Annotated in this window: 31 protein-coding genes and 1 pseudogene; 13 read left to right on the forward strand and 19 right to left on the reverse strand. The window is 30.3% G+C overall.

The features are described from left to right. Position 1: 1 nt before the first annotated feature. The 6 genes from greA to FBF22_RS08415 all read right to left on the reverse strand — a co-directional run bounded on the left by greA (position 2) and on the right by FBF22_RS08415 (position 3,877). Positions 2-487: a transcription elongation factor GreA gene (gene greA, locus FBF22_RS01360; RefSeq protein ID WP_002858660.1), complete on the reverse strand. Its 486-nt coding sequence runs from the start codon at positions 485-487 to the stop codon at positions 2-4. A gap of 11 nt (positions 488-498) precedes the next feature. After that, on the reverse strand, positions 499-1,593 hold the full coding sequence (lpxB, locus tag FBF22_RS01365) for a lipid-A-disaccharide synthase (protein WP_002867737.1): 1,095 nt from the start codon (positions 1,591-1,593) through the stop codon (positions 499-501). A gap of 96 nt (positions 1,594-1,689) precedes the next feature. Further along, positions 1,690-2,442: an AcfC family glycoprotein adhesin PEB3 gene (gene peb3, locus FBF22_RS01370; protein ID WP_002884599.1), complete on the reverse strand. Its 753-nt coding sequence runs from the start codon at positions 2,440-2,442 to the stop codon at positions 1,690-1,692. A gap of 263 nt (positions 2,443-2,705) precedes the next feature. Further along, positions 2,706-3,362, reverse strand: a complete 657-nt coding sequence (locus tag FBF22_RS08365; RefSeq protein WP_211159797.1) for an MFS transporter — start codon at positions 3,360-3,362, stop codon at positions 2,706-2,708. 3 nt (positions 3,363-3,365) lie between these two features. Beyond that, complete coding sequence (locus tag FBF22_RS08410; protein WP_053921011.1) at positions 3,366-3,665, reverse strand: MFS transporter; 300 nt, start codon at positions 3,663-3,665, stop codon at positions 3,366-3,368. Beyond that, positions 3,656-3,877 (reverse strand): glycerol-3-phosphate transporter, encoded by a 222-nt coding sequence (locus FBF22_RS08415; RefSeq protein ID WP_020246855.1) that lies wholly within the window; start codon positions 3,875-3,877, stop codon positions 3,656-3,658. Before FBF22_RS08415 ends, FBF22_RS08410 begins: the two co-directional genes overlap by 10 nt. A gap of 254 nt (positions 3,878-4,131) precedes the next feature. Between FBF22_RS08415 and surE the strand changes: the two genes are divergently transcribed. Together surE and FBF22_RS01385 are read left to right on the forward strand one after the other, a co-directional pair. Then, complete coding sequence (surE, locus tag FBF22_RS01380) at positions 4,132-4,908, forward strand: 5'/3'-nucleotidase SurE (protein WP_002884598.1); 777 nt, start codon at positions 4,132-4,134, stop codon at positions 4,906-4,908. Further along, a complete protein-coding gene (locus tag FBF22_RS01385) occupies positions 4,898-5,551 on the forward strand; it encodes a ThiF family adenylyltransferase (protein ID WP_079263976.1) in 654 nt (217 codons plus the stop codon). The genes surE and FBF22_RS01385 overlap by 11 nt, the downstream gene beginning before the upstream one ends. Positions 5,552-5,625: 74 nt before the next feature. On the opposite strand, the gene panD is transcribed toward FBF22_RS01385, so the two are convergent. Genes panD through panB form a run of 3 tightly spaced genes read right to left on the reverse strand, consistent with a single transcriptional unit; the run spans position 5,626 to position 7,686 of the window. After that, on the reverse strand, positions 5,626-6,006 hold the full coding sequence (gene panD / locus FBF22_RS01390) for an aspartate 1-decarboxylase (protein WP_002854245.1): 381 nt from the start codon (positions 6,004-6,006) through the stop codon (positions 5,626-5,628). Then, positions 6,003-6,851, reverse strand: coding sequence for a pantoate--beta-alanine ligase (gene panC / locus FBF22_RS01395; protein WP_002884594.1), 849 nt, complete (start codon positions 6,849-6,851; stop codon positions 6,003-6,005). The genes panD and panC overlap by 4 nt, the downstream gene beginning before the upstream one ends. A 10-nt stretch (positions 6,852-6,861) precedes the next feature. Beyond that, positions 6,862-7,686, reverse strand: a complete 825-nt coding sequence (panB, locus tag FBF22_RS01400; protein WP_002854572.1) for a 3-methyl-2-oxobutanoate hydroxymethyltransferase — start codon at positions 7,684-7,686, stop codon at positions 6,862-6,864. A gap of 216 nt (positions 7,687-7,902) precedes the next feature. Between panB and FBF22_RS01405 the strand changes: the two are divergent. Continuing rightward, a pseudogene (locus FBF22_RS01405) lies at positions 7,903-8,677 on the forward strand (OXA-61 family class D beta-lactamase OXA-193). Positions 8,678-8,762: 85 nt separating this feature from the next. Here the strand turns inward: FBF22_RS01405 and FBF22_RS01410 are convergent. Genes FBF22_RS01410 through FBF22_RS01440 form a run of 7 tightly spaced genes read right to left on the reverse strand, consistent with a single transcriptional unit; the run spans position 8,763 to position 13,952 of the window. After that, on the reverse strand, positions 8,763-9,647 hold the full coding sequence (locus FBF22_RS01410; protein ID WP_052777735.1) for a sulfate/molybdate ABC transporter ATP-binding protein: 885 nt from the start codon (positions 9,645-9,647) through the stop codon (positions 8,763-8,765). Between the two features lie 9 nt (positions 9,648-9,656). Further along, positions 9,657-10,325 (reverse strand): molybdate ABC transporter permease subunit, encoded by a 669-nt coding sequence (gene modB / locus FBF22_RS01415; protein WP_002778136.1) that lies wholly within the window; start codon positions 10,323-10,325, stop codon positions 9,657-9,659. Further along, on the reverse strand, positions 10,318-10,719 hold the full coding sequence (locus FBF22_RS01420) for a TOBE domain-containing protein (protein ID WP_002885464.1): 402 nt from the start codon (positions 10,717-10,719) through the stop codon (positions 10,318-10,320). Before FBF22_RS01420 ends, modB begins: the two co-directional genes overlap by 8 nt. After that, complete coding sequence (gene modA, locus FBF22_RS01425) at positions 10,716-11,465, reverse strand: molybdate ABC transporter substrate-binding protein (RefSeq protein ID WP_002885462.1); 750 nt, start codon at positions 11,463-11,465, stop codon at positions 10,716-10,718. Before modA ends, FBF22_RS01420 begins: the two co-directional genes overlap by 4 nt. Before the next feature lie 53 nt (positions 11,466-11,518). Beyond that, entirely contained in the window at positions 11,519-12,205 is a 687-nt protein-coding gene (bioC, locus tag FBF22_RS01430; RefSeq protein WP_002778141.1) for a malonyl-ACP O-methyltransferase BioC, read from the reverse strand. Next, complete coding sequence (locus FBF22_RS01435; RefSeq protein WP_165433277.1) at positions 12,202-12,813, reverse strand: pimeloyl-ACP methyl esterase BioG family protein; 612 nt, start codon at positions 12,811-12,813, stop codon at positions 12,202-12,204. Before FBF22_RS01435 ends, bioC begins: the two co-directional genes overlap by 4 nt. Further along, the gene (locus tag FBF22_RS01440) at positions 12,810-13,952 is read right to left on the reverse strand and encodes a pyridoxal phosphate-dependent aminotransferase family protein (RefSeq protein WP_002873470.1); all 1,143 of its coding nucleotides are present in this window, start codon (positions 13,950-13,952) and stop codon (positions 12,810-12,812) included. The genes FBF22_RS01435 and FBF22_RS01440 overlap by 4 nt, the downstream gene beginning before the upstream one ends. A gap of 67 nt (positions 13,953-14,019) precedes the next feature. Here FBF22_RS01440 and FBF22_RS01445 point away from each other — a divergent pair, with 67 nt between their 5' ends. Genes FBF22_RS01445 through FBF22_RS01455 form a run of 3 tightly spaced genes read left to right on the forward strand, consistent with a single transcriptional unit; the run spans position 14,020 to position 17,119 of the window. Beyond that, positions 14,020-15,303, forward strand: a complete 1,284-nt coding sequence (locus tag FBF22_RS01445) for an adenosylmethionine--8-amino-7-oxononanoate transaminase (protein WP_002873471.1) — start codon at positions 14,020-14,022, stop codon at positions 15,301-15,303. A 39-nt stretch (positions 15,304-15,342) separates the two neighbouring features. Next, entirely contained in the window at positions 15,343-15,960 is a 618-nt protein-coding gene (locus FBF22_RS01450) for a hypothetical protein (protein WP_002794062.1), read from the forward strand. Then, positions 15,947-17,119 carry a class I SAM-dependent methyltransferase gene (locus tag FBF22_RS01455; RefSeq protein WP_032595691.1) on the forward strand — a complete coding sequence of 391 codons (1,173 nt, stop codon included), beginning with the start codon at positions 15,947-15,949 and terminating at the stop codon, positions 17,117-17,119. The genes FBF22_RS01450 and FBF22_RS01455 overlap by 14 nt, the downstream gene beginning before the upstream one ends. Here FBF22_RS01455 and bioD read toward each other — a convergent pair. From bioD to FBF22_RS01470, 3 genes are read right to left on the reverse strand one after another with little or no spacing between them, the layout of a single operon-like run. After that, positions 17,094-17,663: a dethiobiotin synthase gene (bioD, locus tag FBF22_RS01460; RefSeq protein WP_002794058.1), complete on the reverse strand. Its 570-nt coding sequence runs from the start codon at positions 17,661-17,663 to the stop codon at positions 17,094-17,096. The genes FBF22_RS01455 and bioD overlap by 26 nt on opposite strands. Positions 17,664-17,672: 9 nt before the next feature. Beyond that, complete coding sequence (locus tag FBF22_RS01465) at positions 17,673-17,987, reverse strand: multidrug efflux SMR transporter (RefSeq protein ID WP_002794052.1); 315 nt, start codon at positions 17,985-17,987, stop codon at positions 17,673-17,675. Positions 17,988-17,989: 2 nt separating this feature from the next. Beyond that, the gene (locus FBF22_RS01470; protein ID WP_002810730.1) at positions 17,990-18,328 is read right to left on the reverse strand and encodes a multidrug efflux SMR transporter; all 339 of its coding nucleotides are present in this window, start codon (positions 18,326-18,328) and stop codon (positions 17,990-17,992) included. A 131-nt stretch (positions 18,329-18,459) separates the two neighbouring features. Between FBF22_RS01470 and FBF22_RS01475 the strand changes: the two genes are divergently transcribed. The 7 genes from FBF22_RS01475 to hisC are packed head-to-tail and all read left to right on the forward strand — an operon-like array spanning position 18,460 to position 24,764. After that, complete coding sequence (locus tag FBF22_RS01475) at positions 18,460-18,996, forward strand: 50S ribosomal protein L25/general stress protein Ctc (RefSeq protein ID WP_002791314.1); 537 nt, start codon at positions 18,460-18,462, stop codon at positions 18,994-18,996. Continuing rightward, positions 18,993-19,538, forward strand: coding sequence for an aminoacyl-tRNA hydrolase (gene pth, locus FBF22_RS01480; protein WP_002854409.1), 546 nt, complete (start codon positions 18,993-18,995; stop codon positions 19,536-19,538). The genes FBF22_RS01475 and pth overlap by 4 nt, the downstream gene beginning before the upstream one ends. Position 19,539: 1 nt before the next feature. Continuing rightward, positions 19,540-20,598 carry an LptF/LptG family permease gene (locus FBF22_RS01485; protein ID WP_002867746.1) on the forward strand — a complete coding sequence of 353 codons (1,059 nt, stop codon included), beginning with the start codon at positions 19,540-19,542 and terminating at the stop codon, positions 20,596-20,598. 43 nt (positions 20,599-20,641) lie between these two features. Next, positions 20,642-21,850, forward strand: a complete 1,209-nt coding sequence (lysA, locus tag FBF22_RS01490) for a diaminopimelate decarboxylase (protein ID WP_002867747.1) — start codon at positions 20,642-20,644, stop codon at positions 21,848-21,850. A 1-nt stretch (position 21,851) separates the two neighbouring features. Then, a complete protein-coding gene (locus FBF22_RS01495) occupies positions 21,852-22,619 on the forward strand; it encodes an HAD-IIA family hydrolase (RefSeq protein ID WP_002785344.1) in 768 nt (255 codons plus the stop codon). After that, complete coding sequence (gene pheA, locus FBF22_RS01500; RefSeq protein ID WP_165433278.1) at positions 22,607-23,680, forward strand: prephenate dehydratase; 1,074 nt, start codon at positions 22,607-22,609, stop codon at positions 23,678-23,680. Before FBF22_RS01495 ends, pheA begins: the two co-directional genes overlap by 13 nt. Beyond that, positions 23,670-24,764: a histidinol-phosphate transaminase gene (gene hisC, locus FBF22_RS01505; protein WP_002867750.1), complete on the forward strand. Its 1,095-nt coding sequence runs from the start codon at positions 23,670-23,672 to the stop codon at positions 24,762-24,764. The genes pheA and hisC overlap by 11 nt, the downstream gene beginning before the upstream one ends. The last annotated feature ends 1 nt before the right edge of the window (position 24,765 follow it).

Below are 24,765 nucleotides of genomic sequence, written 5' to 3' on the forward strand. Positions count from 1 at the left end.
CTTAAAATTTCAAAGGCTCATAATTTATAGAAAGGATTTCAAATTCACTTTCACCTTTTGGCAAACGCACTTTAAAATCATCTCCTTCTTTTTTTCCAAGCATAGCTTTTGCTATTGGAGATGCGATGGAAATATAACCCTTATCTAAATTTCCTTCGCAAATTCCTACTAGAGTATATTTGCTTTCTTTTTCTGTATCCAAATCCATGATCACAACACTTGAACCAAATTTCACACTATCGTGCTCATAGCTTGAAGGATCGATCACTTGAGCTCTTGCTAGCAAGTCACTAAGCTCTGCAATACGACTTTCTATCAAAGCTTGCTTTTCTCTTGCAGCATGGTATTCAGCATTTTCTTTCAAATCCCCATGACTTCTTGCTGTATCGATTTCTATTACAACGGCAGGGCGTTGATTGTCTTTTAAATCTTTTAATTCTGCGGCTAACTTATCATAGCCAAATTGACTCATTGGTTCTTTTTGCATGATTTATCCTTTTATATTTCGTTTAGGATTTTTGCTAAATTTTTAGCACTTCCAAATTGTAAATATTCTTTTAAAAAATCAACTTTAGCAAAAAATGCCTTATAATCATATTTATTGTAAGCTTCATATAAATTTAAAACATTGACTTTATCTTGTAAAAATTCAGGATTTAAAGCTTCTTTTCCAGCGAAATCACAAAAAATATTTGCAAGTCCTATATGTTTTAATTTTACAAAAAGTTTTGCGATAAAAATATCGATAGCCTTTGCCTTATAAGCAAGAACAAAAGGAGTTCCCACTAAAGCTGCTTCTAAAGTAGCTGTTCCACTACAAATAAAGGCAAAATCAGCTTTTTTAAGCACTTTTGGAGTGTTACTTTCTATCTTAAATTCGCTAATATCACCATAAACTTCTAATTTTTCAAGATTAAATGAGGGAACGCAAAGAATTTTTTCACCCTTAAATTTTTGAGAAAGTTCTTTAAAAATAGGCATTAAACGCCTAATTTCACTACGCCTTGAACCTGGTAAAAAGGCTATAGTTTTTTCATCATCTTTTTTTGAAAATGTATGATTAATATCTTCTTGATTTTTAAATTCTTTTATCTCATCTAAAAGCGGATGGCCTATATAGGTGCTTTTGTTAAAAAATTGATTATCAAAGGGCAAAATAGAAGCTAAAATATCAAAATGACTTTCTATGATAGGTATGCGACCTTTTTTCCACGCCCAAACTTGAGGCAAGATATAATAAATGCGTGGAATTTTACTGCCTGCTTTTTTTAAAGCCTTGGCAAAAGGGATATTAAAAGCGGGAGAATCGATACATAAAACTGCGTCCATTGTTTGGCTTAAAGTTAGATTCACTAATTCTTTGATCGCTTTTTTTGCTTTGAAAATCAAAGGTAAAACTTCTATAAAACCCATAGCACTAAATTCATGTGAGCTATAAAGTGGTTTAGAATTTAAATCAAATTCCTTACATAAACTCTCATCATAAATCCCATGAAGTTCAAATTCACCAAAATCTTTTTTATAAGCTTTTAAAACTTCTTTTAAATGCAAATTTGCTGAAGGTTCTAAAGCACAAACTAAAAAGGTTTTCAAAAAATTTCCTTATCAATATTTTAAACATTTTATCTTATTTTGGCTTAATTAAAAGAAGTTATGGAAGAATACACGCTAAAAAGCGTGTATGAAGATTTATTCTCTCCAGCCGTATTTTTTAAAAATTTCTTTAGCTTCCTTAGAACTTAAATAAGTAATAAAATCTTGTGTTTCTTTGCTCGCACCTTCTTTAGCTACCACATTAAAAGTTCTATAAACAACCAAATCTTTTTCTATAGCTACGGCAGTTCCTATATCAGGATTGCTTTTTGACCAGTCAATCCAAGTGATCCAAGCATCGGCTTGATCTTGTGCGAAAAGCTTTCTTGCACTTCCACTATTTGGAACAAAGGCCACGATATTGTTTCTAAAATTTTGTATGGTTTTTATATCTTGAGTTCTACCTATCATATCTTCCCAAACTCCAGTTCCAGAAGTATTGCTCTTTCCAGCACCTTCAGGCACAACGATTCTTACTTTTTTATTAGCCAAATCTTTTAAACCTTTGATTTTTAAAGGATTGCCTTTTTGAGTAAGTATGATGGCTTCTCTAAAATATAAAGGCTTGATTTTACTCACATTAAAATCTTTTCCAAAATCACTCGCTATAGCTAAAGCCGATTGATCTGAAGCGCCAAATAAAATATCTGCATCTTTTTTAGCCTTTTCAAACCAAGTCGCTTGAGGGCCAAAATTTACATTTACTTTAACGCCTGTTTTTTCGCTATATTTGTTTGCTATATCTTTTAAGGCCGTGTGTGGGCCACCTGGTCCGTAAAGGTTTACATCTGCATTTGCCATACTAAAAGCTAAGGCACATGCACCAAATAAAGTAATAATTTTTTTCATAGTATTTCCTTTTATGATAAATTTTTATTGATTGAAGGTAAGATTTTAGAAATTATATGTTAATAAATAGTTATAATGTAACAAAAATATTATTAAAATCTAACTTTTGCTTGGTATTTTTGCAAGCAAAAGTTAAAATTGTTATTGATGCTTCTTTTTAGCGCTAAAATGACATAAAGTAGAACAAAGTATACAAAGAATACAAGCACTAAGGAGCATGATAAGACCAGCATTCCAACTACCATAGTAATCCACAGCCCAACCTATGCTTTTGTTCCAAGTGAAGCGCCAACTACATAACTCATAAAGCCACGAAGTCCTACACAAGATCCTACTGCAAAAGCAGGAACGACTTCCATAGTTTGCACACTTGCTAAAAATTGTGGTATATAGACTAAACACCCCGCCATAGCTGCAAAGAAAATAACCATATAAAGATTATTTGAAGTAAAATATCCAATAATCATAAAGAAAATAATCACCATGGCGCCTATATCAGGAGGCATTCTATAGCCTTTAAAAATTTTATCTGAAATATATCCTGCAAGTAAAGTAGAAGGTATAGCAGCCCATTCAAAAAGCCAAAAGGCAATACCCATTTGTTCTTTATTAAAGCCTTTTGTTTCTAGCAAGTAAATAGGAAGCCAAGAAATAAGCCCAAAACGCACCATATAAACAAAAGTATCCATCCAAGCTACATACCAAGCATTTTTGTTTTTAAGTACATAATGATAAAAAATTTCAAAACTGCTTAAATTTGGAGTTTCTATAGCTTTGATTTCTTCTGTTTTAATCCCTCGCATTTCATTGATTTCAGTAATATCAACCAAACCTTCATTTTTAGGATTTCCTTTAACTGCATAAAGCGCATAAAGACTAATGATAACTGCACAAGTAGCAGGAGTATAAAAATGATTCATGTGTCAATATGTTTCGTTAAAATTTGCCATACTCACACCCAATAATGCTGCTAAAGCAAAACCTGAAAGCGAAACTATAGGAGCAACTATCCCGCCTCCTATATTATGTGAGATATTCCAAACGGCCGTGTAAATTCCCCGCTCTTTTTTAGGATACCAGTTTGCAAGAGTGATAAAAGAAGGACCTACCCCCATACCTTGAAAAACCCCAAGCGCGATAACAAAACCTACATAAGCGTAAAAAGAATTTGAAAAACCAAGTAAAACATTTGCAAGAGCACATAAAATAAGACCTAAAGCCATGTATTTTTAGGACCAGCTTTGTCGCTTATAACGCTCATTGCACCCTTGCTAATCCCGTAAGCTATAAGCATTGAGCCTGTGATTGTTCCGATGTCTGATTTACTGAGATTAAGTTGATTTTGTATAAATGGAGTTGAAAGAGTGATATTATTTCGCACAAGATAATATCCCATATATCCTATAAAAACCCCACTTAAACTCCAAGTTCTCATTTTGTAATATCTAGGTAAAATTTCCTAAAGAGGAAATTTAATAGCTTTTGCCTTAGGTTTGAAAAAATCAAACATATTTAAACCATCCTTACTAACTTTATATTTTTATAGTTTAAATAATGTTAATCGATATAAAATAAAAAAATAATTAAAAATAATACGAAATTTATATAATTTAAAAATTAAAATTTTATACTATGAAGCTTTAAAAAAATATGTTAAAATCCAGATTTTTATCTTTTGCAAGGAAGACAATGAAAGAAATTCTTATCACTAATGACGATGGTTATGAAAGCGAAGGACTTAAAAAACTCATTAAGATGTTAACAAAAGAATTTAAAGCCAAGATCACCATAGTAGCTCCTGCTAGTGAAAAATCAGCTTGTTCGCACTCTATAACCCTAACCAAACCTTTGCGTTTTGTTAAAGTGGGAAAAAGATTTTACAAACTTGATGATGGCACTCCAGCAGATTGTGTTTATCTTGCTTTGCATGCTTTATACAAAAAGCGTTTGCCTGATCTTGTAATAAGTGGGATTAATAAAGGTGCTAATGTAGGCGAGGATATTACCTACTCAGGAACTTGCGCAGGAGCTATGGAGGCGGTTTTACAAGGAATTCCTGCTATCGCTCTTTCTCAATTTTATAAGAAAAGTGAAAAAGAGCTTGATTTTAAAAATGCTTTAAAAGTTACTAAAAAAATCGTTCAAAATATCTTTGATAAAGGCTTTCCTTTAGGAAAAAAAGAATTTTTAAATATCAATTTTCCTGCAAAATCAAAAATCAAAGGCATTAAAATTTGTAAAGCAGGCAAAAGGGTTTATAATTTTGAAGCCCATTCAAATGTCAATCCGAGAGGAGTAGAGTACTATTGGCTTGCAGCGGCGAATTTAGACTTTGAAGATGAGAAAAATAGCGATATTGCCTTACTTAAAAAAGGCTACGCTACAATAACACCTATAATGCTTGATTTAAGTGCTTATGACAAAATGAAAAAAGTTAAAAAATGGTTAAAGGCAAATGATGAATGATAGATTTACACGTATAAAATGGCTAGTTGGAGAAGAAAAATTTCAAAAAATTTCACAAACAAAAGTTTTGGTTTGCGGACTTGGTGGAGTGGGTGGAATTTGCGTTGATGCGCTTTATCGTAGTGGTTTTAAAAACCTTACTTTAATCGATGCGGACAAATTTGAAATCACCAATCAAAATCGCCAAATTCATAGCGAAAATATAGGCGAAGAAAAGGCTAAAGTATTTGAAAGAATTTATAAGGTTAAAGGTATAGTCAGTAAAATCGATGAAAATTTTTTAAAAAATTTTGATTTAAGTGAGTTTGATCTTATCATAGATGCCATTGATGATATTCCTGCAAAAGTAGCTTTGGCTCATCTTATAGATTTTAAAAAACAAATTTTTATCTCCTCAACAGGTGGAGCTAGAAAGCTTGATCCAACACGCATTAAAACTACAAGTATTTTTAAAACTCACGGCGATGCTTTAGCGAAAAAATTTCGTTACGAGCTTAGAAAATCAGGTTTTAAAGGAAATTTTGATGTGGTTTTTTCAGATGAGGAAGCGCATTGTAAAGATCTTGGATCTTTCATGGGTGTGACTGCATCTTTTGGTTTAGCTTTAGCAAGTTTAGCATTAAGAAAAGTTCTTGCTAGATAAGATTGAAATTTAAATATTTATCTTAGATAAATGAATTTATCTAAGATAGAAAAAATTACAAAAATAGTTAGATATTAGAAAATAGCTCCGTGTTTTTCATAATTTGTTATTTTTGTAGCAGTGTTATTTTCATCTACAAAGACAACTTTTGGTTTAAATGTTTTTGCTTCTTCTTCGTTAAAATCAGCATAAGACATAATGATCACTTTATCTCCTACTTCAGCAAGACGAGCTGCAGCGCCATTTAAGCATACAACCCCTTCTTCTTGTGTAGCGATGGTGTAGGTTTCAAATCTAGCGCCATTATTGACATTGACTACTTGAACTTTTTCGTATTCTAAAATTCCACTCGCTTGCAATAATTTTTCATCTATGCTTATGCTTCCTACATAATCAAGCCTAGCTTCTGTTACGTTTGCACGGTGTATTTTTGATTTGAGTAAAGTAATGTTCATTTTAATCCTTGTACTAAAAAATTATCAATGAGTCTTGTTTTTCCAACAAAAGCAGCCACTGCTCCTAAAACATTATCGGCGATATTTTTAATATTTTCCATAGTGTTAAAATCAACTAATTCTATATAATCGATTTTGATTAATTTTTCTTTTTCTAAAATATCTTTCATAGCTTGGATAATTTTGGAAGTATCTTTTTCTCCTTCTTGGACTAATTTTTCAGCTAAAAAAATGCTTTGAGATATAGCTAGTGACGCTTTTCTTTCTTCTTCGCTAAGATATACATTTCTAGAGCTTTTAGCTAAGCCATCTTCTTCTCTAATGATAGGACAAATTTGAATTTTTAAATCAAAATTTAAATCATCAACCATATGTCTAACGACTACGCATTGCTGCGCGTCTTTTTGCCCCATATAGACTATATCAGGGTTTAGGATATTAAAAAATTTAGCCAAAACTGTGCAAACGCCTCTAAAATGCCCCAGTCTTTTAGCTCCACAAAGCTTATCCGTGATCGTGTTCATATCCACATAGGTGCTAAAATTCTTAAGATACATTTGAGCTGCATCGGGGATAAAAACCATATCAACGCCATTATCTTGACACATTTTAATGTCGCGTTCTAAATCTCTTGGATAACTAGAAAAATCTTCATTAGGGCCAAATTGCATAGGATTTACAAAGATACTTACTATGACTTTATCTTGTGTTTTGGCATTTTTGACTAAACTTAAATGCCCATCGTGTAAAAAGCCCATGGTTGGAACATAGCCTATGCTAAGGTTATGTGATTTCCAATTTTTTACAATTTGTTTTACTTCTTTGATAGAAGTAATGACTTCCATATTTGTATCCTTAGTATAATTTATCTAATAATTCATCATCTAAATAATCAAAGCTGTGCTCTTCGGAAGGAAAAATACCGCTTTTAACTTCATCTCTATATTTTTCAACTCCTACTTGAGGGTCAATTTTATCAAAATGCTTTACAAATTTTGCTTTAAAATCTTTATTTAAACCTAAAAGATCATGATAAACTAAAACTTGTCCATCGCAGTATTTACCTGAACCTATGCCGATTGTTGGAATTTCTAAAATAGAGCTTATTTTTTGTGCTAATTTTACAGGTACGCATTCTAAAACCAACATACAAGCACCCGCATCTTGCACAGCTTTTGCATCATCTATGATTTTTTGAGCCGATTGTAAATCTTTACCTTGAACTCTATATCCACCTAGCATATTTACAGCTTGTGGGGTTAGTCCTAGGTGAGCAACGACGGGTATTCCTGATTGGGAAATTAATTTAATCTTGCTTGCGATTTCTATACCCCCTTCCACTTTTACCCCATTTGCATGGCTTTCTTTGATAAATCTTGAGGCATTTAAGATAGCGTCACGATCCGAGCTTTGATAAGACATGAAAGGCATATCCGCAAGTACGAAAGACTTTTTAGCTCCGCGAGAAACAGCTTTGGTAAAGATCAACATTTCATCCATGGTCACACTTAAAGTATCTTGCATGCCAAGCACTGTCATAGCTAATGAATCTCCAACCAATATGATATCTATATCGCAATTATCTAGAATTTTTGCACTATGGTAGTCATAGGCACTTACCATGGTTATTTTTTCATTTTTACCTTTTTTTTCCAAAAAACTAAGAATACTTTTTCTCATTTAAAATACCTCGTTTAGCTATAAAATAATAAGCAAAAAACTAGCATATAATTTTTCATAAATAGTAAATGAATGATAAAGTAAGTTATATTTAATCGATGGATTGCTTTAATGGTTACAATTTTAGAAAATTTCAGTTCATGTTAAAGGATATTTAAAGAAAATAAAGCTTTAAAAAGTATTTTGTTTAAAATTATTTAAATAGAAAGATATTTTATGAAAAAAATAACTTTATTTTTACTTTTCTTAAATTTAGTGTTTGGGCAAGATAAGATATTAAATAATTGGTTTAAAGAGTATAATACAAGCGGCACTTTTGTTTTTTATGATGGAAAAACTTGGGCGAGTAACGACTTTTCAAGGGCTATGGAGACTTTCTCTCCCGCTTCCACTTTTAAAATTTTTAATGCTCTAATTGCACTTGATAGTGGTGTGATAAAAACTAAAAAAGAAATTTTTTATCACTATAGAGGTGAAAAAGTATTTTTATCTTCTTGGGCGCAAGATATGAATTTAAGTTCAGCTATAAAATATTCTAATGTTCTTGCTTTTAAAGAAGTGGCAAGAAGAATTGGTATCAAAACTATGCAAGAATATTTAAACAAGCTTCATTATGGTAATGCTAAAATTTCCAAGATCGATACTTTTTGGCTTGACAACTCACTAAAAATAAGCGCTAAAGAACAAGCAATTTTGCTTTTTAGACTTTCACAAAATAGCTTACCTTTTTCTCAAGAAGCAATGAATAGTGTTAAGGAAATGATTTATTTAAAAAATATGGAAAATTTAGAGCTTTTTGGAAAAACAGGTTTTAATGATGAGCAAAAAATTGCTTGGATTGTAGGTTTTGTGTATTTAAAAGATGAAAATAAATATAAGGCTTTCGCGCTAAATTTAGATATTGATAAATTTGAAGATTTATATAAAAGAGAAAAAATTTTAGAAAAATATTTAGATGAACTTGTAAAAAAAAGTTAAAAATGATGGCTAGTGAGTATTTCGTAAAATGCAAAAATACTTAATTGTATGATTTGCGTACACTTAAAGTACTCATTAAAAAATTAAATTTTTTGCTCTTATTTATCAAGTTTTCCTACGATGATAGGGTTAAAGGCTTTTATGGATAGCAAAAGCGTATCGCCGATTTTTACATCTTTATAAGATTTTAAAAATTCCTCTTCGCTAAGTGTGATTTTAACGATATCTTGATTTAAAAGCAAAGTAAAAATAACTAAAATATCACTTTTTTTCATCTCAAGCAAAGTCGCGCTCAAGCGCAATTTCGCACTTAAATTTGATGAGGTAAAAAATTCATTTGTTCTTGCATCTTTGATGATTTTTCCATCACTAAGCTCTAAAATTCTATGGCTCAATTTGTAAATTTCAGCCAAATCGTGACTTACTAATAAAGTCGTGATTTTAAAATGTTGTAAAATTTTCACAAGCTCATCTTGTAAAAAAGATCGCATTTTAAAGTCCAATGCACTCAAAGGCTCATCTAAAAGTAAAATTTGTGGCTCTCTTGCTAAAGCCCTTGCTAAAGCCACTCTTTGTGCTTGTCCGCCACTTAAATTTTTGGGATAAATTTTGGCTAAATTTTCCAAATTCATTAAGCTTAAAAGCTCTTCTGCTTTTTGTTTTGAAGTCGCAGCATAAGAAATGTTTTCTTTTACGCTCATATTTGGAAAAAGAGCGTAATTTTGAAAAACAAAGCCGATTTTTCTTTTTTGTATGGCTAAATTGACATTTTTTTGGGTATCAAACCAAAGCTCATCTCCTACTTCTATGCGTCCAAATTCAGGTTTTATAAGTCCTGCAATGATTTTAAGTAGAGTTGTTTTTCCCGCACCGCTTTCCCCAAAAATAGCAGTGATTTCATTTGCTTTTAAGCAAGTGTTTAATTCTAGTTGCTTCTTGCCTTTTGCTGTGTTGATGGGAAGTTTTATATCGATTTTTATCATAAAAGTGGCCTATAGAGCGATTTTTTTATTTACAAAATAAAGACTTAAGAGTATGGTAAAAGAAATCGCAAATAAAGTAAAAGCGTATTGATGTGCTAAAGTATAGTTTAAAACTTCAAGCTCATCATAAATAGCAATACTTGCGACCAAAGTTTCACCTTTTTTATGTCCACCTATCATCATCACCACTCCAAATTCACCGATAGTGTGTGCAAAACTCATCGCACAAGCGCTAAAAATCCCTACTTTAGAATTGGGCAAAATTACTCTAAAAAGTGTGTAAATTTTACCCTTTCCTAGAGTATAAGAAGCATCAAGTAGGTTTTGATTGATCGATGAAAAAGCACTTTGTAAAGGATTTACCATAAAGGGCAGGGAAAAAATCAAAGAAGCAAAAACCAAACCTTCAAAGCTAAAAACCAAAGAAAGATTAAAATATTCTTTTAAAAATTGTCCTAAAAAGCTGTTTTGTGAAAAGCTTATGAGTAGATAAAAGCCCAAAACACTTGGAGGTAAAACCAAAGGCAAGGCTACAAAGGTTTGTACCAAACTTTTAAAAGGAAATTTCACAAAGCTTAAAAGATAGGCTAAAAATACTCCGATGAAAAAGAGCATAAAGGTGGTGATAAATGCAAGTTTAAAGGTAAGATAAAGGGTTTGTAAAAAATCATTATCCATAAACAGCCTTTAAAATGATATCGTTTTCCTTGACAAAGCAAAGCCATTCTTGTCCTTCTTCGAGCTTAAGCTCTAAGGCTTTTTCTTTAGCGATAATGCTAGAAATTTCACCACCCTCAAAATCAAAAAAGATATGATATAGAATTTTGCCCTTTTTAATACTTTTAATCCTTGCTAGAAATGAATTTTCCACACTTAAAATAGAATGAGGCAAGGCAAAGCCAAGTTCGTGTTCTTTAAAAAGCACTTGAATTTTTGTACCTATTTTAAGATCTTGCAAAGAATGAAGATCAAGCATTAAAACTTTAAAAATATGCTCTTTAATACTGATCTTAACGATGACAATCTCACCCTCATTTAAAAGCTCTATAATCTTGCCATTTAAGATATTCAAGGTGTGTCAAATCCGTATTTTTTAAAGATTTCTTTTGCTTTTTGTGAGCTGATAAAATCGCTAAATTCAAAGGCTAATTTTTTATCTTTAGCGTATCTTGTGATGACATAGCTTTGTTTTAAAGGGGTGAAGTATTTTTGATCGATTAAAATAGCTTTGCCCTTAGGATGATTGATAGAAGATACTAAAGAATAAGCCACAATACCCAAATCCGCATTATTGCTATCGACATGTAAAACGGGCACGGAGATATTTTCACCTAAAACAATTTTATCTTCAAAGAGTTTGTCTAAATTTAAATTTTCAAGCACTTCTTTAGCAGCTACTCCATAAGGAGCAACCTTTGGATTTGCAAGGCTTAGGTGATGAATTTTATTTGCTTTATCTTTTAGCTTTTCTATCCCACCTTCAAGTAAGCTTTCATCTAAGCTATATAGGGCTAAGATACCTAAAACATAAACTTTTGGTTTATCTAAAGCGTTTTGATCCTCATAAATTGCTTGCGCGTATTTTGTATCGGCTGAAAAAAATAGATCAAATTCCCGCCCTTGTTTCAAAAGTTGATAATACTTTCCTGAAGCGCCAAAAACAAGATCTATATTGTCATTAGGGTGTGATTTTAAAAATTCATTTTTGACCTCTTCCATAGCTTTTGAAGCCGAAGAAGCTACGAAAACACTTAAATTTTGCGCATTTAAATTTAAAGATAAAAACAACACTATAAAACATAACACGAGCTTTTTCATTGCACTTTCCTTTGTCGATAATCTTGATTTTTTATATTATAACATAAGAAATTTTATTTTGTATCTTTTTTGCATAAAATAAAAATAGGATGATAAGTGAGTTTATTTTGAAATTTTTCTTCAAATTCTTTTAAGAATTGCTTGTTTAAGCGATAAAATCCCAAAGAATTTACTCCGCTTAATTTTAAATGTCTAAAAACTTCTAAAGCGTTTTGAAATTCCAAATTTACAATTTCTTCTGTGATTTTAATATCGGAAAAATAGGGTTTGAAAATTTGTTCAAGTTCTTTTGTGCTAAAATATTTTAAACCCAAGCTTGTGCTTTGTTTGATCTCTTTTAAATTCATTTCTCCAAAAGTAGAAAGAAGTAAAATTCCTTTTTTATTTAGCATATTTGCTAGCGTGGGCAAAACCTGCTTTAAATCAAGCCATTGCAAACTTGCATTAGAAGTGATAAGATCAAATTTTTGCTTGCTTAAATTCTGTGTAGCTAGGGTATTCATATCAAAAATTTCTACATTAAGATTATCAGGATAATCCAAAATATCATTTTTTAAATATTCATCAAAAGTGATAATTTTTGAAAGTTTGTCGCTAAATTCGCCCCTGCCACAACCAAATTCAAACACTTTTTTAAAATGCGAAATTTCTAAATTTTTTAAAATTTCACAAAGTTTTAAGCCCATTAAATCTTGCACTTTTGCGTGTTTTTGATAATCTTTTGCTTTTAAAAAATTCAAATTTCATCCCAAGTTTTAAAATGAAAAAAAGCAAAATGCGGCTCATCTAAAAAAATAAGCTTTGAAAAAGTATTTTTTAAAGCATTTTGAGGAAAAATTTCATCATGATTGCTTGAGCAAATTTTATCCCAAATAAAGCTTTCGTTACGCTCTTTTAAGGCAAATTCGAAAAGTTTTTCAAGCTCGGTTTTTAAATCTTTTTCATCTTTAAAGATAAAATCTTTTGCTTCATTTTCGCGCTCTTTAAATAAAGATTTTTTAAAAGCTGTAAGATCAAATTTTTTAATTTGCTTAGCAAAAATTGCAGGATGAATTCCTTTTAATTTATCTATACCAAAAGGAGTACCATTGATAGCTATTTTTTGCGAAAACTCTATATTTTTTAAAACTCTACTTGCCACGCAAACTCCCATAGAAAAAGCTATGAGAGTGATTTTAGAAAAAGAGTTTAAATCAAATTTAAAGTCTAAATTTTCATAATCATAAACCAAAACTACATTTTTATCGCTTTTTAAATGTGCAAAATGGCTAGGATGTGAAGCAAAACCGCCAAATACTAAGATAAGTTCTTGTGAGTTTTCATTTTGAATTAAATTGCTTATTTTCATAAAAGTTCTACCACTTTCTTTAAATCTTCTTTACTAAGTCCTGCATGCAAAGAAAAACGAATTCTAGCTGTATTTTTAGGCACCGTAGGTTCTTTTATAGCGGGTGCAAAAATGCCATTTGTTTCAAGTTTTTTTGCTAATTCTATAGTCTTTTGATTTTCTCCCAAAACCAAGGAGATGATGTAAGCATCGCCTAAAATTTGATGATTTTTTTCTATGAGTTGATTTTTAAAAAAGTTGCCTATGATTTGTAATTTTTCTCTTTTTTCTTTTAGCTCGCTCATTTTTTCAAAAATAAATTTTGTCCAAGCTATATTGATAGGAGGCAGCGCTGTAGAATAAATAAAAGCTCTAGCTTTGTTGATAAAAAAGCTTTTATAAAGATTATTACAAATCATGCAAGCACCCATAGAAGCAAGAGCCTTGCCAAAGGTAAAAACTATAAAATCAACCTTTTCTTCCAAATTTAAAGCTTTAACAAGTCCCAAGCCCTCCTCATCAAAGCAACCCACGCTGTGCGCTTCATCGATATAAAGTTTGATTTTAGGGTATTTTTCTTTAAAGGCGATGAGTGTATTAAAATCAGAAAAATCACCATCCATGCTAAATAATGCTTCGCTTAAAATGATGATATTTTCATAATGATCATAATGTTTTTGAATTAAATTTTCTAAATGATTCATATCGTTATGATGAAAGCGAAAAAATTTTGCTCCGCCAAGTTTTAGTCCATCAATCATACTTGCATGGATGAATTTATCTGCTAAAAAAAGTGTATTTGGAATGCTCGCAAGTGCAGCTATACAAGAGATATTAAGATGATAACCGCTGTTAAAATGTAAGATTTCTTTTTCTTTAAATTTGGATTTTAAAAAGCTTTCTAATTCCTCATAAATTGTAAAATTTCCACTCAAGCTCCTTGAACTTGAGCTTGAAAAAAATAAGTCTTGTTCTTTGACATTATCTAAAAATTCATCTTTTAAAGATTTGCAAGAGCTTAAATTTAAATAATCATTCCCCGCTAAATTTAAAAGCTTTTTACCCTCTTTAAAAACAAAATTTCCTTCATGTTTGAGGCTTGTAAGTTTTCTAAGATTGTGATTTTTTTCAAGGGCTTCTAAGATATTTTCAAGGCTCATTTTTTTCCTGTAAATTTAAAAATTTAAAGTATTATTTTGCCAAAATATTTTTAAAAAAGAAGTTATAATGCAAAATCAAATCTTAAAAAATCTCGATTTAAAACACATTTGGCACCCTTGCACACAAATGAAAGATCACGAAACCCTACCTTTAATTCCTATAAAAAAAGCAAAAGGTGTATGGCTTTATGATTTTGATGATAAAGCTTATATGGATTGTGTGAGTTCTTGGTGGGTCAATCTTTTTGGTCATTGTAATGAAAAAATCACAAATGCCATTAAAAAACAAGTTGATAAGCTAGAGCATGTGATCTTAGCAGGCTTTACACATGAGCCCATCATCAAGCTTTCTGCAAGACTTTGCGAAAAAGTAGGCAGGAATTTTAATAAATGTTTTTATGCAGATAATGGCTCAAGTGCTATTGAAGTAGCACTTAAGATGAGTTTTCATTATCATTTAAATAAGGGAGTGAAAAAAAGTAAATTTTTATCTTTAAGCAATTCTTATCATGGTGAAACCTTAGGAGCCTTAAGTGTGGGTGATGTAGCGCTTTATAAAGATACTTACAAAGCCTTGCTTTTAGAGTGTTTAAGCACGCCTGTGCCACAAGGCAAAGACTACACTAAAGAGCTTGAAATTTTAAAAGATATTTTAGAAAAAAATGCAAGTGAAATTTGTGCTTTTATACTTGAACCCTTGGTGCAATGTGCAGGAAATATGCATATGTATGAAGCAGGGTTTATTGATGAGGCCATAAAGCTTTGCCATAAATTTGGAGTGCAAGTGATTTTTGATGAAATTGCAGTGGGCTTTGGACGCACAGGAACTTTGTTTGCCTTACATCAATGCAAACAAAGCCCTGATTTTATCTGCCTTTCAAAAGGGATAACGGGTGGATTTATGCCACTTTCTGTAGTGCTTACAAGAGATGAAATTTATAATGCTTTTTATGATACTTATGAAAGCCAAAAGGCTTTTTTACATTCTCATAGCTATACGGGAAATACCTTAGCTTGCGCGGCAGCAAATGCGGTTTTAGATATCTTTGAGGATGAAAATATTTTAGTAAAAAATCAAATTTTAAGCGAGTTTATCAAAAAAGAATTTTCAAGACTTGAAAAATTTGACTTTTTGGGTAATTTTAGAACTTGCGGGATGATCAGTGCTTTTGATATTTTAAGCACCAAGTATAAACGCGTAGGACTTTTTGTATTTCAAAAAGCTTTAGAAAAAGGTTTGCTTTTAAGACCTTTAGCAAATACGATTTATTTTATGCCTCCTTACATCATCACAAAAGAACAAATCGTTTATGTACTAGAGAGTTTAGAGCAGATTTTTAAGGAATTTTAATTATAATAAAATTATTAATAATAAAAAAAGGAATTAATAATGTTTCCTAATATACTTATTCAAATTCGAGAATTTTTATTAAAAAATAAAGCTCAATTAAAGCAATATTCAAGAGATGGAAGGATAAATTCTGCTTTTAATGAAGATGAGATAACAAATATTATATATGATAATTTTAGTATTAATTTGCCAAACGCTAGAGATTGGTTTGATTTTAGTTTTGAAGAAAGTGGTAAATTTTATCCTGTAAATATAAAAATTACAACAACGCGTACTATAGATAATTTAAATTGCAAACTAGGAATATATTACGCTTTAACTGGTGATATTCCTAGTTTTAATAATGGAATAAATTGGGATCAATACTTTTGTAATTTAAAAACAAATTTGAAAGAAAATTCAAAGGATTATTATTTTTTAATTATAAATAAAAATGATGTCCAAGATATATTTATAGCCTCACTTAAGAGTCTTGAAAAAATATCACCTAATGGCAATAATCTACCCTTTCAAGCAAAATGGAATGAAAACAGACATCCTGTACAAAGAGAATTTAAAGAAGCTAAAGATTTTATAATAAAATGTTTTGCTGATTCTTTAAAACTTAGAGCTGATGCATATTTTTATTTTAAAAGATACTTTAATGAATACTTTTAATGTGAAAGAACTAGGGCAAGTTTTTACTCCACAATATATAGTAAGCGATATGATGAATCTAATTCAAAACAATGGAAGATTTTTAGAGCCAAGTTGTGGAGATGGAGCCTTTTTTAAAAATTTACCTAGTAACAAAGTAGGTATAGAAATAGATAAAAATGTCATAAATGATGAACAAATTTTAAATATAGACTTTTTTAACTATCCATTGAATGAAAAATTTGACACTATAGTAGGAAATCCACCTTATGTAAAATATCAAGATATAAAAATTGAGACAAAAATTTTATTAAAAATTTACAATCAAATATTTGATGAAAGAAGTAATTTATACCTATTTTTTATTTATAAGTGTATTTTACATTTAAAAGACAAAGGGGAATTAATTTTTATCACCCCTAGGGATTTTTTAAAAAGCACTTCTAGCATAAAATTGAATAATTTTTTATTTTCACAAGGAAGTATAACTGATTTCATAGATTTGGGCGATAAAAAAATTTTCAAAAGTGCACAGCCAAATTGTGCCATATGGAGATTTGAAAAAGGAAATTTTAAAAGAAACACAAATTGTTTAAAAGAATTTAATTGTATAAATGGACAAATATTATTTACCAAAACTCATTATTTTATACCATTTTCGAAATTATTTTTTGTAAAAGTAGGAGCTGTAAGTGGAGCTGATCAAATTTTTACAAATGAAAAATTTGGAAATATGGAGTTTGTTTGTTCATCAACAAAAAAAACAAAAAAAACAAAAAAAATGATTTATGGTATATATGGAAAAACTTGTAAGTATTTAATACAGAATAAAGAAATACTATTGACAAGAAAAATTAAAAAATTTAATGAAAATAATTGGTGGCAATGGGGTAGAGATTATTATAAAAGTGATTTAGAGAGAATTTATGTCAATACAAAAACAAGAAATAAAAATCCATTTTTTATAAATGATTGCAAAGCTTATGATGGTTCAATTTTAGCTATTTTCCCAAAATTTAAATGTGATAAAAAGCTTTTACAAGAAATATGCGATAAGTTAAATGAAATTGACTGGGAGGAACTCGGATTTGTTTGTGATGGAAGATTTTTATTTTCCCAAAGGAGTTTAGAAAATTGCCTTCTTAACGAAAATTTCAAAGATTTTTTAAAATTTTCTTAATACCATAGCAAACCCTATCATCAAATTCTATGATAGGAATTTTTGTGTATTTGCTTATAAAATCCTTGCTAAAATGATCTTCACTTTTTAGCACTAAGGCAAGGATTTTTATATCTCTTTGTTTTAAAATTTCTATGCTTAAAAGTGTATGATTGATGCTTCCTAAATAAGTCCTAGCCACCAAAATAGTAGGATATTTAAACTTGCTTATATAATCAATCATAGTTTTTTCATCATCTATAGGAGAAAAAAGTCCCCCAGCTAACTCAATGATGAGTTTATTACTTTGTGGAATTTGTATATCAAAAGCTTTATAGCTTAAATTTTCTAAAATCCTACCTTTGTGTGGTGAAGCAGGAGTTTGTAAAAAAACACCCTCTTTAAAAACCTTTGTTTTTGGGCTAAATTTTGCAATAAATTCGCTATCTGTTGGAGTCCCTGCTTGAATGAGTTTAAAATAGTCAAAACCCAATTTTTTGCAAATTCTAGCACTTAAATAAGTCTTACCAACACCTGTATCTATACCACTAATATATATTTTCATTATTTAAACCTAAGAAAGAAATTTTAAACCCACTGTACAAGCAATAATCACAGCGATTAAAAAAAGTTTTAAAAAACTTTTACTTTCTTTATAAAAAAGTACTCCTATCATTACCCCACCAGCAGTTCCAGCTCCTGTCCATATAGCATAAGCAACACTCATAGCGATATTTTGCATACTTAAGCTTAAAAAAGTAAAAGAAAATCCAAAACACACAATCAAAGCCAAAAGGTAAAGCTTGTTTTTAGTGCTTACAAGTTCTTTCATGATCACCACACCAAAAATTTCACAAGCAGTAGCTAAAAACAAATAAAACCATTCCATAACTAAGCTTCCTTGCTTACCCATTTAAGGGCTATAATGCTTAAAAGTAAAATCGCTATAAGCACAAGTTTAATTATAGAAACAGCCTCATTAAAAATAAACATTTCATTTAAAACCACTCCTATAGTGCCAATGCCTACAAAAACACTATAAGTAATGCTTACTTCAAGTCTTTCACAAGCTTTTAAAAAACAAGTAAAAGAAATACAAACCCCAATGGCTGTTAAAATATAGTGCCAAATTTCTGTAGAATACTTAAGTCCACTTACCCAAAAACATTCTATAATCCCGCCTAAGATTATTAAAAACCAAGCTATATTGATATTGAATTTTTCATTCACATGAAGCCTTAAATTAACATAATTTATAAAACAAATTATATCTTAAAGAAATTAAAAGAAGCTATAAATTTACTTTTCCATAAGCCAAAATTAGATATAATCAAAGCTCATTTTTTAAGAAAGGACAAAAGATGTTAGAAGGTATCGTTAGAGAGAGTATCGGTAGAAAAGCTGCTAAAGCTTTAAAAAGAGATGGTTATCTAATCGCAAACATCTATGGAAAAGGATTAGAAAACATCAATGCCGCTTTTAAAGTAAATGAGTTTATTAAGGAAGTTCGTAAAAAAACTACTTTAATTTTTGATGTAAAAGTAGGTTCTCAAACTTTAAGCGTTGTAGTTGTGGATTATCAAAAAGATCCTGTAACTGCAGAACTTAAACATGTGGATTTAAAAGTTGCACAAAAAGGTGTGATTTCTAAATACATGGTTCCAGTTAAAATCACAGGAACAGCTATAGGTCTTAAAAATAAAGGTGTTTTAATCCAATCAAAAAGAAGATTAAAAGTAAAATGTGCAGCTGAAAATTTACCAAATTTTTTCGAACTTGATGTAAGTAAACTTGATGTGGGTGATGCTTTACTTGTTCGTGATATTGTAGTTCCTGCGGGAGTAACTATGATTGATGCTGATAGAGTAGCGGTTGTAGGTGTAGAAAAAGCTAGATGATTTTAGTCGTAGGGCTTGGCAATATAGGCGTAGAGTATGAAAATACCCGCCATAATGTCGGTTTTATGCTAATTGACTTGCTTTTAAAAGAAAGCAATTTTACAAATCTTACAAACTCTAAATTTAAAGGAGAACTTTTTAAAATAGGTTCTTCTTTACTTCTTCTTAAACCTAGTACTTATATGAATAATTCAGGACTTAGTGTAAAAGCAGTGAATGATTTTTATAAATGCGAAAGAATGATAGTTATCCATGATGATATAGATATAAATTTAGGAGCCTTGCGTTTTAAAAAAGGCGGTTCAAGTGGTGGACATAATGGGCTTAAAAGCATAGATACTTTATGTGGAAATGATTATGAAAGAGTGCGTATAGGAGTGGGAAAGGGTGAAAATGTGATTTCCCATGTTTTAGGTAAATTTAAACCCGAAGAAGAAATAACCTTAAGCAAAGTTTTAGAGCATACAAAAAAAGCTTTGCTTGAGCTTATTGAAAATGATGATTTGTCTGCTATATCATCTAAATACAGCCTAAAGGCTTAAGATGTGGATATTTTTTCGTTTTATTTCAGGGATTTATTTAAAAAATTTTTTTATTATATTTTTTTCTTTGCTTGGTTTTTATTGCGGTATTGATTTGCTCTTAAATTTTAAAGATCTACCAAAAGCCGCAAATCTTGATTTGCTTTATGTTATGTTTTTATCTTTTTCGGCAGTGCCTTATGTATTACCCATTTCTTTGATTTTTGCTTTGGTAGTTTCTTTGATTTCTATGATCAGAGCAAATGAATTTGTAAGTCTTTATGCATTAGGACTGAGCAGAAATTATGTTATTTTATTTCCCTTTTTATGGGCTTTATTTTTTTGTTGTATTTATATAGGATTGAATTTTACTTCTTTTGCTTATGCAAATGATTATAAGAGAAATATTTTAAAAAATGGTACTATTATGAATCAAAGTGGAGAAGTGTTTTTGAAATTTAACAATAATTTTGTTTATATTTCAAAGATAAACAATGGACAAAATAGTGCTCAAAATATAAAAATTTTTAATATCAATGATTTAAATTTAAGCTCTTTTGTAAGTGCTAAAAACGCCTATTTTGAAGGTGAAAGTTGGATTTTGCGAGATGGTAATATTACATTATTACCTAAAAATTATGAACTTGCTAATGATGGTTTAAAGATACAAGATTTCTCCGAGCTTAAATCACTTGAGGGTTTTAAACCAAAGATTATAGAAGGGGTTGCTAGTAATAGTGATTATTCAATATCTGACGCACTTGAAAGTTTTGAGCTTTTTAAGGCGCAAAATGTCAATACAGATGCTCTTAAAATCAATCTTTATAAATTTGTTTTTACTCCTTTTTTTGCACCATTTTTAATGCTTATTATGTATTATTTTTTTCCTGTAATAGCAAGATTTTTTAATCTTGCTTTTGTAACTTTTATAGCTTTTGTAGTGACTTTGATGATTTGGGGAGTCTTGTTTTTGCTTACTAGATTAAGCGAAAATAGTGTGATTGCAAGTGAAATTGGCATTGTAGTGCCTATTATAATTTTGGGTTGTTTAAGTGCTTATATGTATTATAAGCATCGATAAATTAAGCTTTGTGTAGTAAAATTATAAAAATTAAAGGTTAAATATGGATTATAAACAATTAAAGCAAGAATTTAATACTCCTTTTTATATTTACAATTTTGATTTCATAAAAGAGCGTTTTTTAAATCTCAAAGAGGCTTTTAAGGCAAGAAAATCTCAAATTTTTTACGCTGTAAAAGCCAATTCAAATTTAAGTTTGTTGCAAATGCTTGCAAATTTAGATAGTGGATTTGATTGTGTAAGTATAGGCGAGGTAAAGCGTGCCTTAAAAGCAGGAGCAAAAGCTTATAAGATTATTTTTAGTGGAGTAGGAAAAACCAAAGAAGAGTTAAGACAAGCTTTAGAATATGATATTTTATATATTAACCTTGAAAGCGAAGCTGAAATGATGCTTTTAGAAAGTGTGGCTAAAGAACTTAATCTAAAGGCAAGAATCAGTATTCGTGTTAATCCAAATGTTGATGCAAAAACTCATCCTTATATTTCTACAGGATTAAATGAAAATAAATTTGGTGTTGAAATTGACATAGCAAGAAAAATGTATCTTTATGCAAAAAATTCATCTTTTTTAGAGCCCGTTGGAGTGCATTTTCATATAGGTTCGCAACTTTTAGATATTTCTCCTATTCATGAAGCAGCAGCCATTGTTGCAAAACTTGCAAGAGAGTTAAAAGCCTTGCAAATTGATCTTAAATTTTTTGATATAGGCGGTGGCTTGGGTGTGGCTTATGAAAAAGATGAGTGCGAACCTGATCTTTATAATTATGCACAAGGTATATTAGCACAACTTCATGGGCTTGATTTAACCATAGGAATGGAGCCTGGAAGGTATTTAGTTGCTAAAAGTGGAGAATTTGTTTGTTCAGTACTTTATGAAAAACAAAATAAAACCAAGCGTTTTGTTGTAGTAGATGGAGCGATGAATGATCTTATACGCCCAAGTTTATACGAGGCTTATCATGAAATAATCTTACCTTATACTCAAGCCCAAGAGAGTTTATGTGATGTTGTAGGTGGAATTTGTGAGAGTGGAGACTTTTTTGCTAAAGCAAGGTCTTTACCTAGCACTCAAAGTGGTGATATAATGGTTATTAAAAATACTGGAGCTTATGGTTTTAGCATGAGTAGTAACTACAATACTCGTAATAAAGTTTGCGAATTAGCCCTTGAAGAAGGACAGGTAAGATTGATCCGTCAAAGAGAAAATTTTGAAAATCAAATCGCTTTAGAAGAGAAATTTTTAAAGGCTTAAAATGTTTTTTTTAGATGTTCAAGGGACTTTAATTTCTGATCATGATAAGAGTTTAATCCATGGCGCTAAAGAATTGATCGATTTTTTAAATGCAAAAAATCTTCCTTATGTTATCATTACTAACAATACAAAAAAACTTGATTTTTTAGAAAAATTACAGCAAAAAGGATTGGCTATAAAAGAAAATGCTTATATTGATCCTTTTAGCGTTTTAAAACACCTTTTAAAACCTTGTAAAGTTGCGGCTTTTGGTGCAGATGAGTTTGTAAAAAGTCTTGAAAATCTTGGTTTTGAACTCGATTTTGTAAATCCTAGTGCTGTGCTTGTAGCTAGTTATGATGATTTTAAATTTAAAGATTTTGCTAGTATGATAGAATTTGCTAGAAGAGAAGTTAGGTTTATAGCTATGCACGAAACTAGCATTTATAAAAAAGATGGTAGGCCTTATCCTGGTGTAGGTAGCATTATGGCTATGCTTAAAAATGCTATTGATTTTGAATACGAGGTTGTGGGTAAGCCTAGCATTGCTTTTTATAAAGAAGCTTTAAATTTGATAAGAAAACAAAATTCAAAAATCGATTTTGAAGATATTAAAATCATTAGTGATGATTTTAGAGGAGACTTGCTTAAGGCAAAAGAACTTGGCATGAAAACCTTGCTGGTTTTAAGCGGAAAGATAAGCGACACAAAAGGGCTTGATACGGATTTGCTTGATGGAGTTTATCCTAGTGTTTTTGAGTTTTTAAAGGAGCTAAAATGCCAAATTTAGAAGAATTTAGAAATAAAATCGATGCGGTTGATGATAAAATTTTAGAACTTTTAAATGAAAGAATGACTTATGTTAAAAGTATAGGCGAGCTTAAACAAAGCAGTGGGGGAGCTATTTATCGTCCTGAGCGTGAAAGAGCCATTATCAATCGTTTAAAAAATGCAAATTTAGGACTTTTAGATCAAAATGCCATAGAGGCAATTTATCAAGAAATTTTTGCAGTTTCAAGAAATTTAGAAATGCCTCAAACTATAGCTTATTTAGGGCCTGAGGGAACTTATACTCATCAAGCAGCAAGAAGTCGTTTTGGTGCGATGAGTCGTTATATAGCCTTGGCTAATATCGAAGATGTTTTTAAAGAGTTAAGCAACAAAGAAGCAAAATACGGTGTTGTGCCTATAGAAAATAATACCGAAGGTGCAGTAGGTATTACTTTAGATTGTCTAGGTAAGTATAATGAGCTTAAAATTTTTGGTGAAATTTATATGGATATTCATCATTCTTTTGTGGGAATTAATGAAAATTTAAAAGAAATCAAACGCATTTATTCGCATCCGCAAGGTTATAATCAATGTCGTAAATTTTTAGAAAGTCATGAACTTAGCGCTATAGAATTTATTCCTTCAAAATCTACGGCTAATGCGGCTTATTTAGCTTCGCAAGATAAATATGCGGCAGCAATTTGCTCTAAAATAGCGGCTAAGCTTTATAATGTGCCTGTGCTTTTTGATAAAATAGAAGATAATGCAGCCAATAAAACAAGATTTTTAATTTTAAGCGATATTAAAAATCCTAAAATGCCAAATTGTAAAACTTCTATTTTAGCACACACAGCACATAAACCTGGTGGGCTTAGCTTTTTATTAGAGCAGTTTAAAAAAGAAAATATCAATCTTACTAAGCTTGAATCTCGTCCTGTAAAATCAAAAGAATTTTTACACAGTTTTTACATAGATTTTGAAGGGCATATTGATGATGAAAATGTAAAAAAAGCTTTAAAAGATATACAAGAGATTGTTTGGCTTGGATCTTATTTATCAGGAGAAAAAGATGAAATTTAATGAATTTTTAAATCATTTAAGCAATTATGAACCCGGAAAAGATATAGAAGTTATTGCCAAAGAATATGGCGTTAAAGAAGTGATAAAATTAGCAAGTAATGAAAATCCTTTTGGTACGCCACCAAAAGCCATAGAATGCTTAAGACAAAATGCAAACAAAGCTCATCTTTACCCTGATGATAGTATGATAGAACTTAAAAGCACATTGGCTCAAAAATACAAAGTTCAAAATGAAAATATCATCATCGGTGCAGGTAGTGATCAAGTGATTGAATTTGCTATACATGCTAAGTTAAATTCTAAAAATGCTTTTTTACAAGCTGGAGTTACCTTTGCTATGTATGAAATTTATGCCAAACAATGCGGTGCAAAGTGTTATAAAACTCAAAGCATTACTCATGATTTAAATGAGTTTAAAAAGCTTTATGAAGCACACAAAGATGAAATTAAACTCATTTTCTTATGCTTGCCAAATAATCCTTTAGGCGAGTGTTTGGATGCAAGTGAAGTGACCAAGTTTATTAAAGGTGTGGATGAGGATTGTTTAGTTGTGATTGATGCAGCTTATAATGAATTTGCAAGTTTTAAAGATAGCAAAAAACATTTAGAACCTTGTGAATTGATTAAAGAATTTGACAATGTACTTTATTTGGGAACTTTTTCTAAACTTTATGGATTAGGAGGCTTACGCATTGGTTATGGTATAGCTAATGCTAATATTATTAGTGCATTTTACAAGCTTCGTGCTCCTTTTAATGTGAGCAATCTTGCTTTAAAAGCAGCAGTTGCAGCAATAAATGATGATGAATTTGCTAAAAAAACTTTAGAGAATAATTTTTCTCAAATGGAGCTTTATAAAGAATTTGCTAAAAAACATAATATCAAAATCATTGATAGTTATACAAATTTCATCACTTATTTTTTTAATGAAAAAAATAGTACAGATTTGTCTGAAAAATTGCTTAAAAAGGGTATAATAATAAGAAATTTAAAAAGCTATGGTTTAAATGCTATACGCATTACTATAGGAACATCTTATGAAAATGAAAAATTTTTTACAGAATTTGATAAGATTTTAAGATAGA

The sequence above is a fragment of the Campylobacter sp. CFSAN093260 genome, from assembly GCF_012890095.1.
GTDB classification, from domain to species: Bacteria; Campylobacterota; Campylobacteria; order Campylobacterales; family Campylobacteraceae; genus Campylobacter_D; species Campylobacter_D jejuni.

Bases quoted from the DNA above. Each gene is read 5' to 3' on its own strand.
- greA (WP_002858660.1), bottom strand. From the start codon at position 487: ATGCAAAAAGAACCAATGAGTCAATTTGGCTATGATAAGTTAGCCGCA.
- peb3 (WP_002884599.1), bottom strand. From the start codon at position 2,442: ATGAAAAAAATTATTACTTTATTTGGTGCATGTGCCTTAGCTTTTAGT.
- FBF22_RS08365 (WP_211159797.1), bottom strand. From the start codon at position 3,362: ATGAATCATTTTTATACTCCTGCTACTTGTGCAGTTATCATTAGTCTT.
- FBF22_RS08410 (WP_053921011.1), bottom strand. From the start codon at position 3,665: ATGGCTTTAGGTCTTATTTTATGTGCTCTTGCAAATGTTTTACTTGGT.
- FBF22_RS08415 (WP_020246855.1), bottom strand. From the start codon at position 3,877: ATGAGAACTTGGAGTTTAAGTGGGGTTTTTATAGGATATATGGGATAT.
- surE (WP_002884598.1), top strand. From the start codon at position 4,132: ATGAAAGAAATTCTTATCACTAATGACGATGGTTATGAAAGCGAAGGA.
- FBF22_RS01385 (WP_079263976.1), top strand. From the start codon at position 4,898: ATGATGAATGATAGATTTACACGTATAAAATGGCTAGTTGGAGAAGAA.
- panD (WP_002854245.1), bottom strand. From the start codon at position 6,006: ATGAACATTACTTTACTCAAATCAAAAATACACCGTGCAAACGTAACA.
- panC (WP_002884594.1), bottom strand. From the start codon at position 6,851: ATGGAAGTCATTACTTCTATCAAAGAAGTAAAACAAATTGTAAAAAAT.
- panB (WP_002854572.1), bottom strand. From the start codon at position 7,686: ATGAGAAAAAGTATTCTTAGTTTTTTGGAAAAAAAAGGTAAAAATGAA.
- FBF22_RS01410 (WP_052777735.1), bottom strand. From the start codon at position 9,647: ATGATAAAAATCGATATAAAACTTCCCATCAACACAGCAAAAGGCAAG.
- modB (WP_002778136.1), bottom strand. From the start codon at position 10,325: ATGGATAATGATTTTTTACAAACCCTTTATCTTACCTTTAAACTTGCA.
- modA (WP_002885462.1), bottom strand. From the start codon at position 11,465: ATGAAAAAGCTCGTGTTATGTTTTATAGTGTTGTTTTTATCTTTAAAT.
- FBF22_RS01435 (WP_165433277.1), bottom strand. From the start codon at position 12,813: ATGAAAATAAGCAATTTAATTCAAAATGAAAACTCACAAGAACTTATC.
- FBF22_RS01440 (WP_002873470.1), bottom strand. From the start codon at position 13,952: ATGAGCCTTGAAAATATCTTAGAAGCCCTTGAAAAAAATCACAATCTT.
- FBF22_RS01445 (WP_002873471.1), top strand. From the start codon at position 14,020: ATGCAAAATCAAATCTTAAAAAATCTCGATTTAAAACACATTTGGCAC.
- FBF22_RS01450 (WP_002794062.1), top strand. From the start codon at position 15,343: ATGTTTCCTAATATACTTATTCAAATTCGAGAATTTTTATTAAAAAAT.
- FBF22_RS01455 (WP_032595691.1), top strand. From the start codon at position 15,947: ATGAATACTTTTAATGTGAAAGAACTAGGGCAAGTTTTTACTCCACAA.
- bioD (WP_002794058.1), bottom strand. From the start codon at position 17,663: ATGAAAATATATATTAGTGGTATAGATACAGGTGTTGGTAAGACTTAT.
- FBF22_RS01465 (WP_002794052.1), bottom strand. From the start codon at position 17,987: ATGGAATGGTTTTATTTGTTTTTAGCTACTGCTTGTGAAATTTTTGGT.
- FBF22_RS01475 (WP_002791314.1), top strand. From the start codon at position 18,460: ATGTTAGAAGGTATCGTTAGAGAGAGTATCGGTAGAAAAGCTGCTAAA.
- pth (WP_002854409.1), top strand. From the start codon at position 18,993: ATGATTTTAGTCGTAGGGCTTGGCAATATAGGCGTAGAGTATGAAAAT.
- FBF22_RS01485 (WP_002867746.1), top strand. From the start codon at position 19,540: ATGTGGATATTTTTTCGTTTTATTTCAGGGATTTATTTAAAAAATTTT.
- lysA (WP_002867747.1), top strand. From the start codon at position 20,642: ATGGATTATAAACAATTAAAGCAAGAATTTAATACTCCTTTTTATATT.
- FBF22_RS01495 (WP_002785344.1), top strand. From the start codon at position 21,852: ATGTTTTTTTTAGATGTTCAAGGGACTTTAATTTCTGATCATGATAAG.
- pheA (WP_165433278.1), top strand. From the start codon at position 22,607: ATGCCAAATTTAGAAGAATTTAGAAATAAAATCGATGCGGTTGATGAT.
- hisC (WP_002867750.1), top strand. From the start codon at position 23,670: ATGAAATTTAATGAATTTTTAAATCATTTAAGCAATTATGAACCCGGA.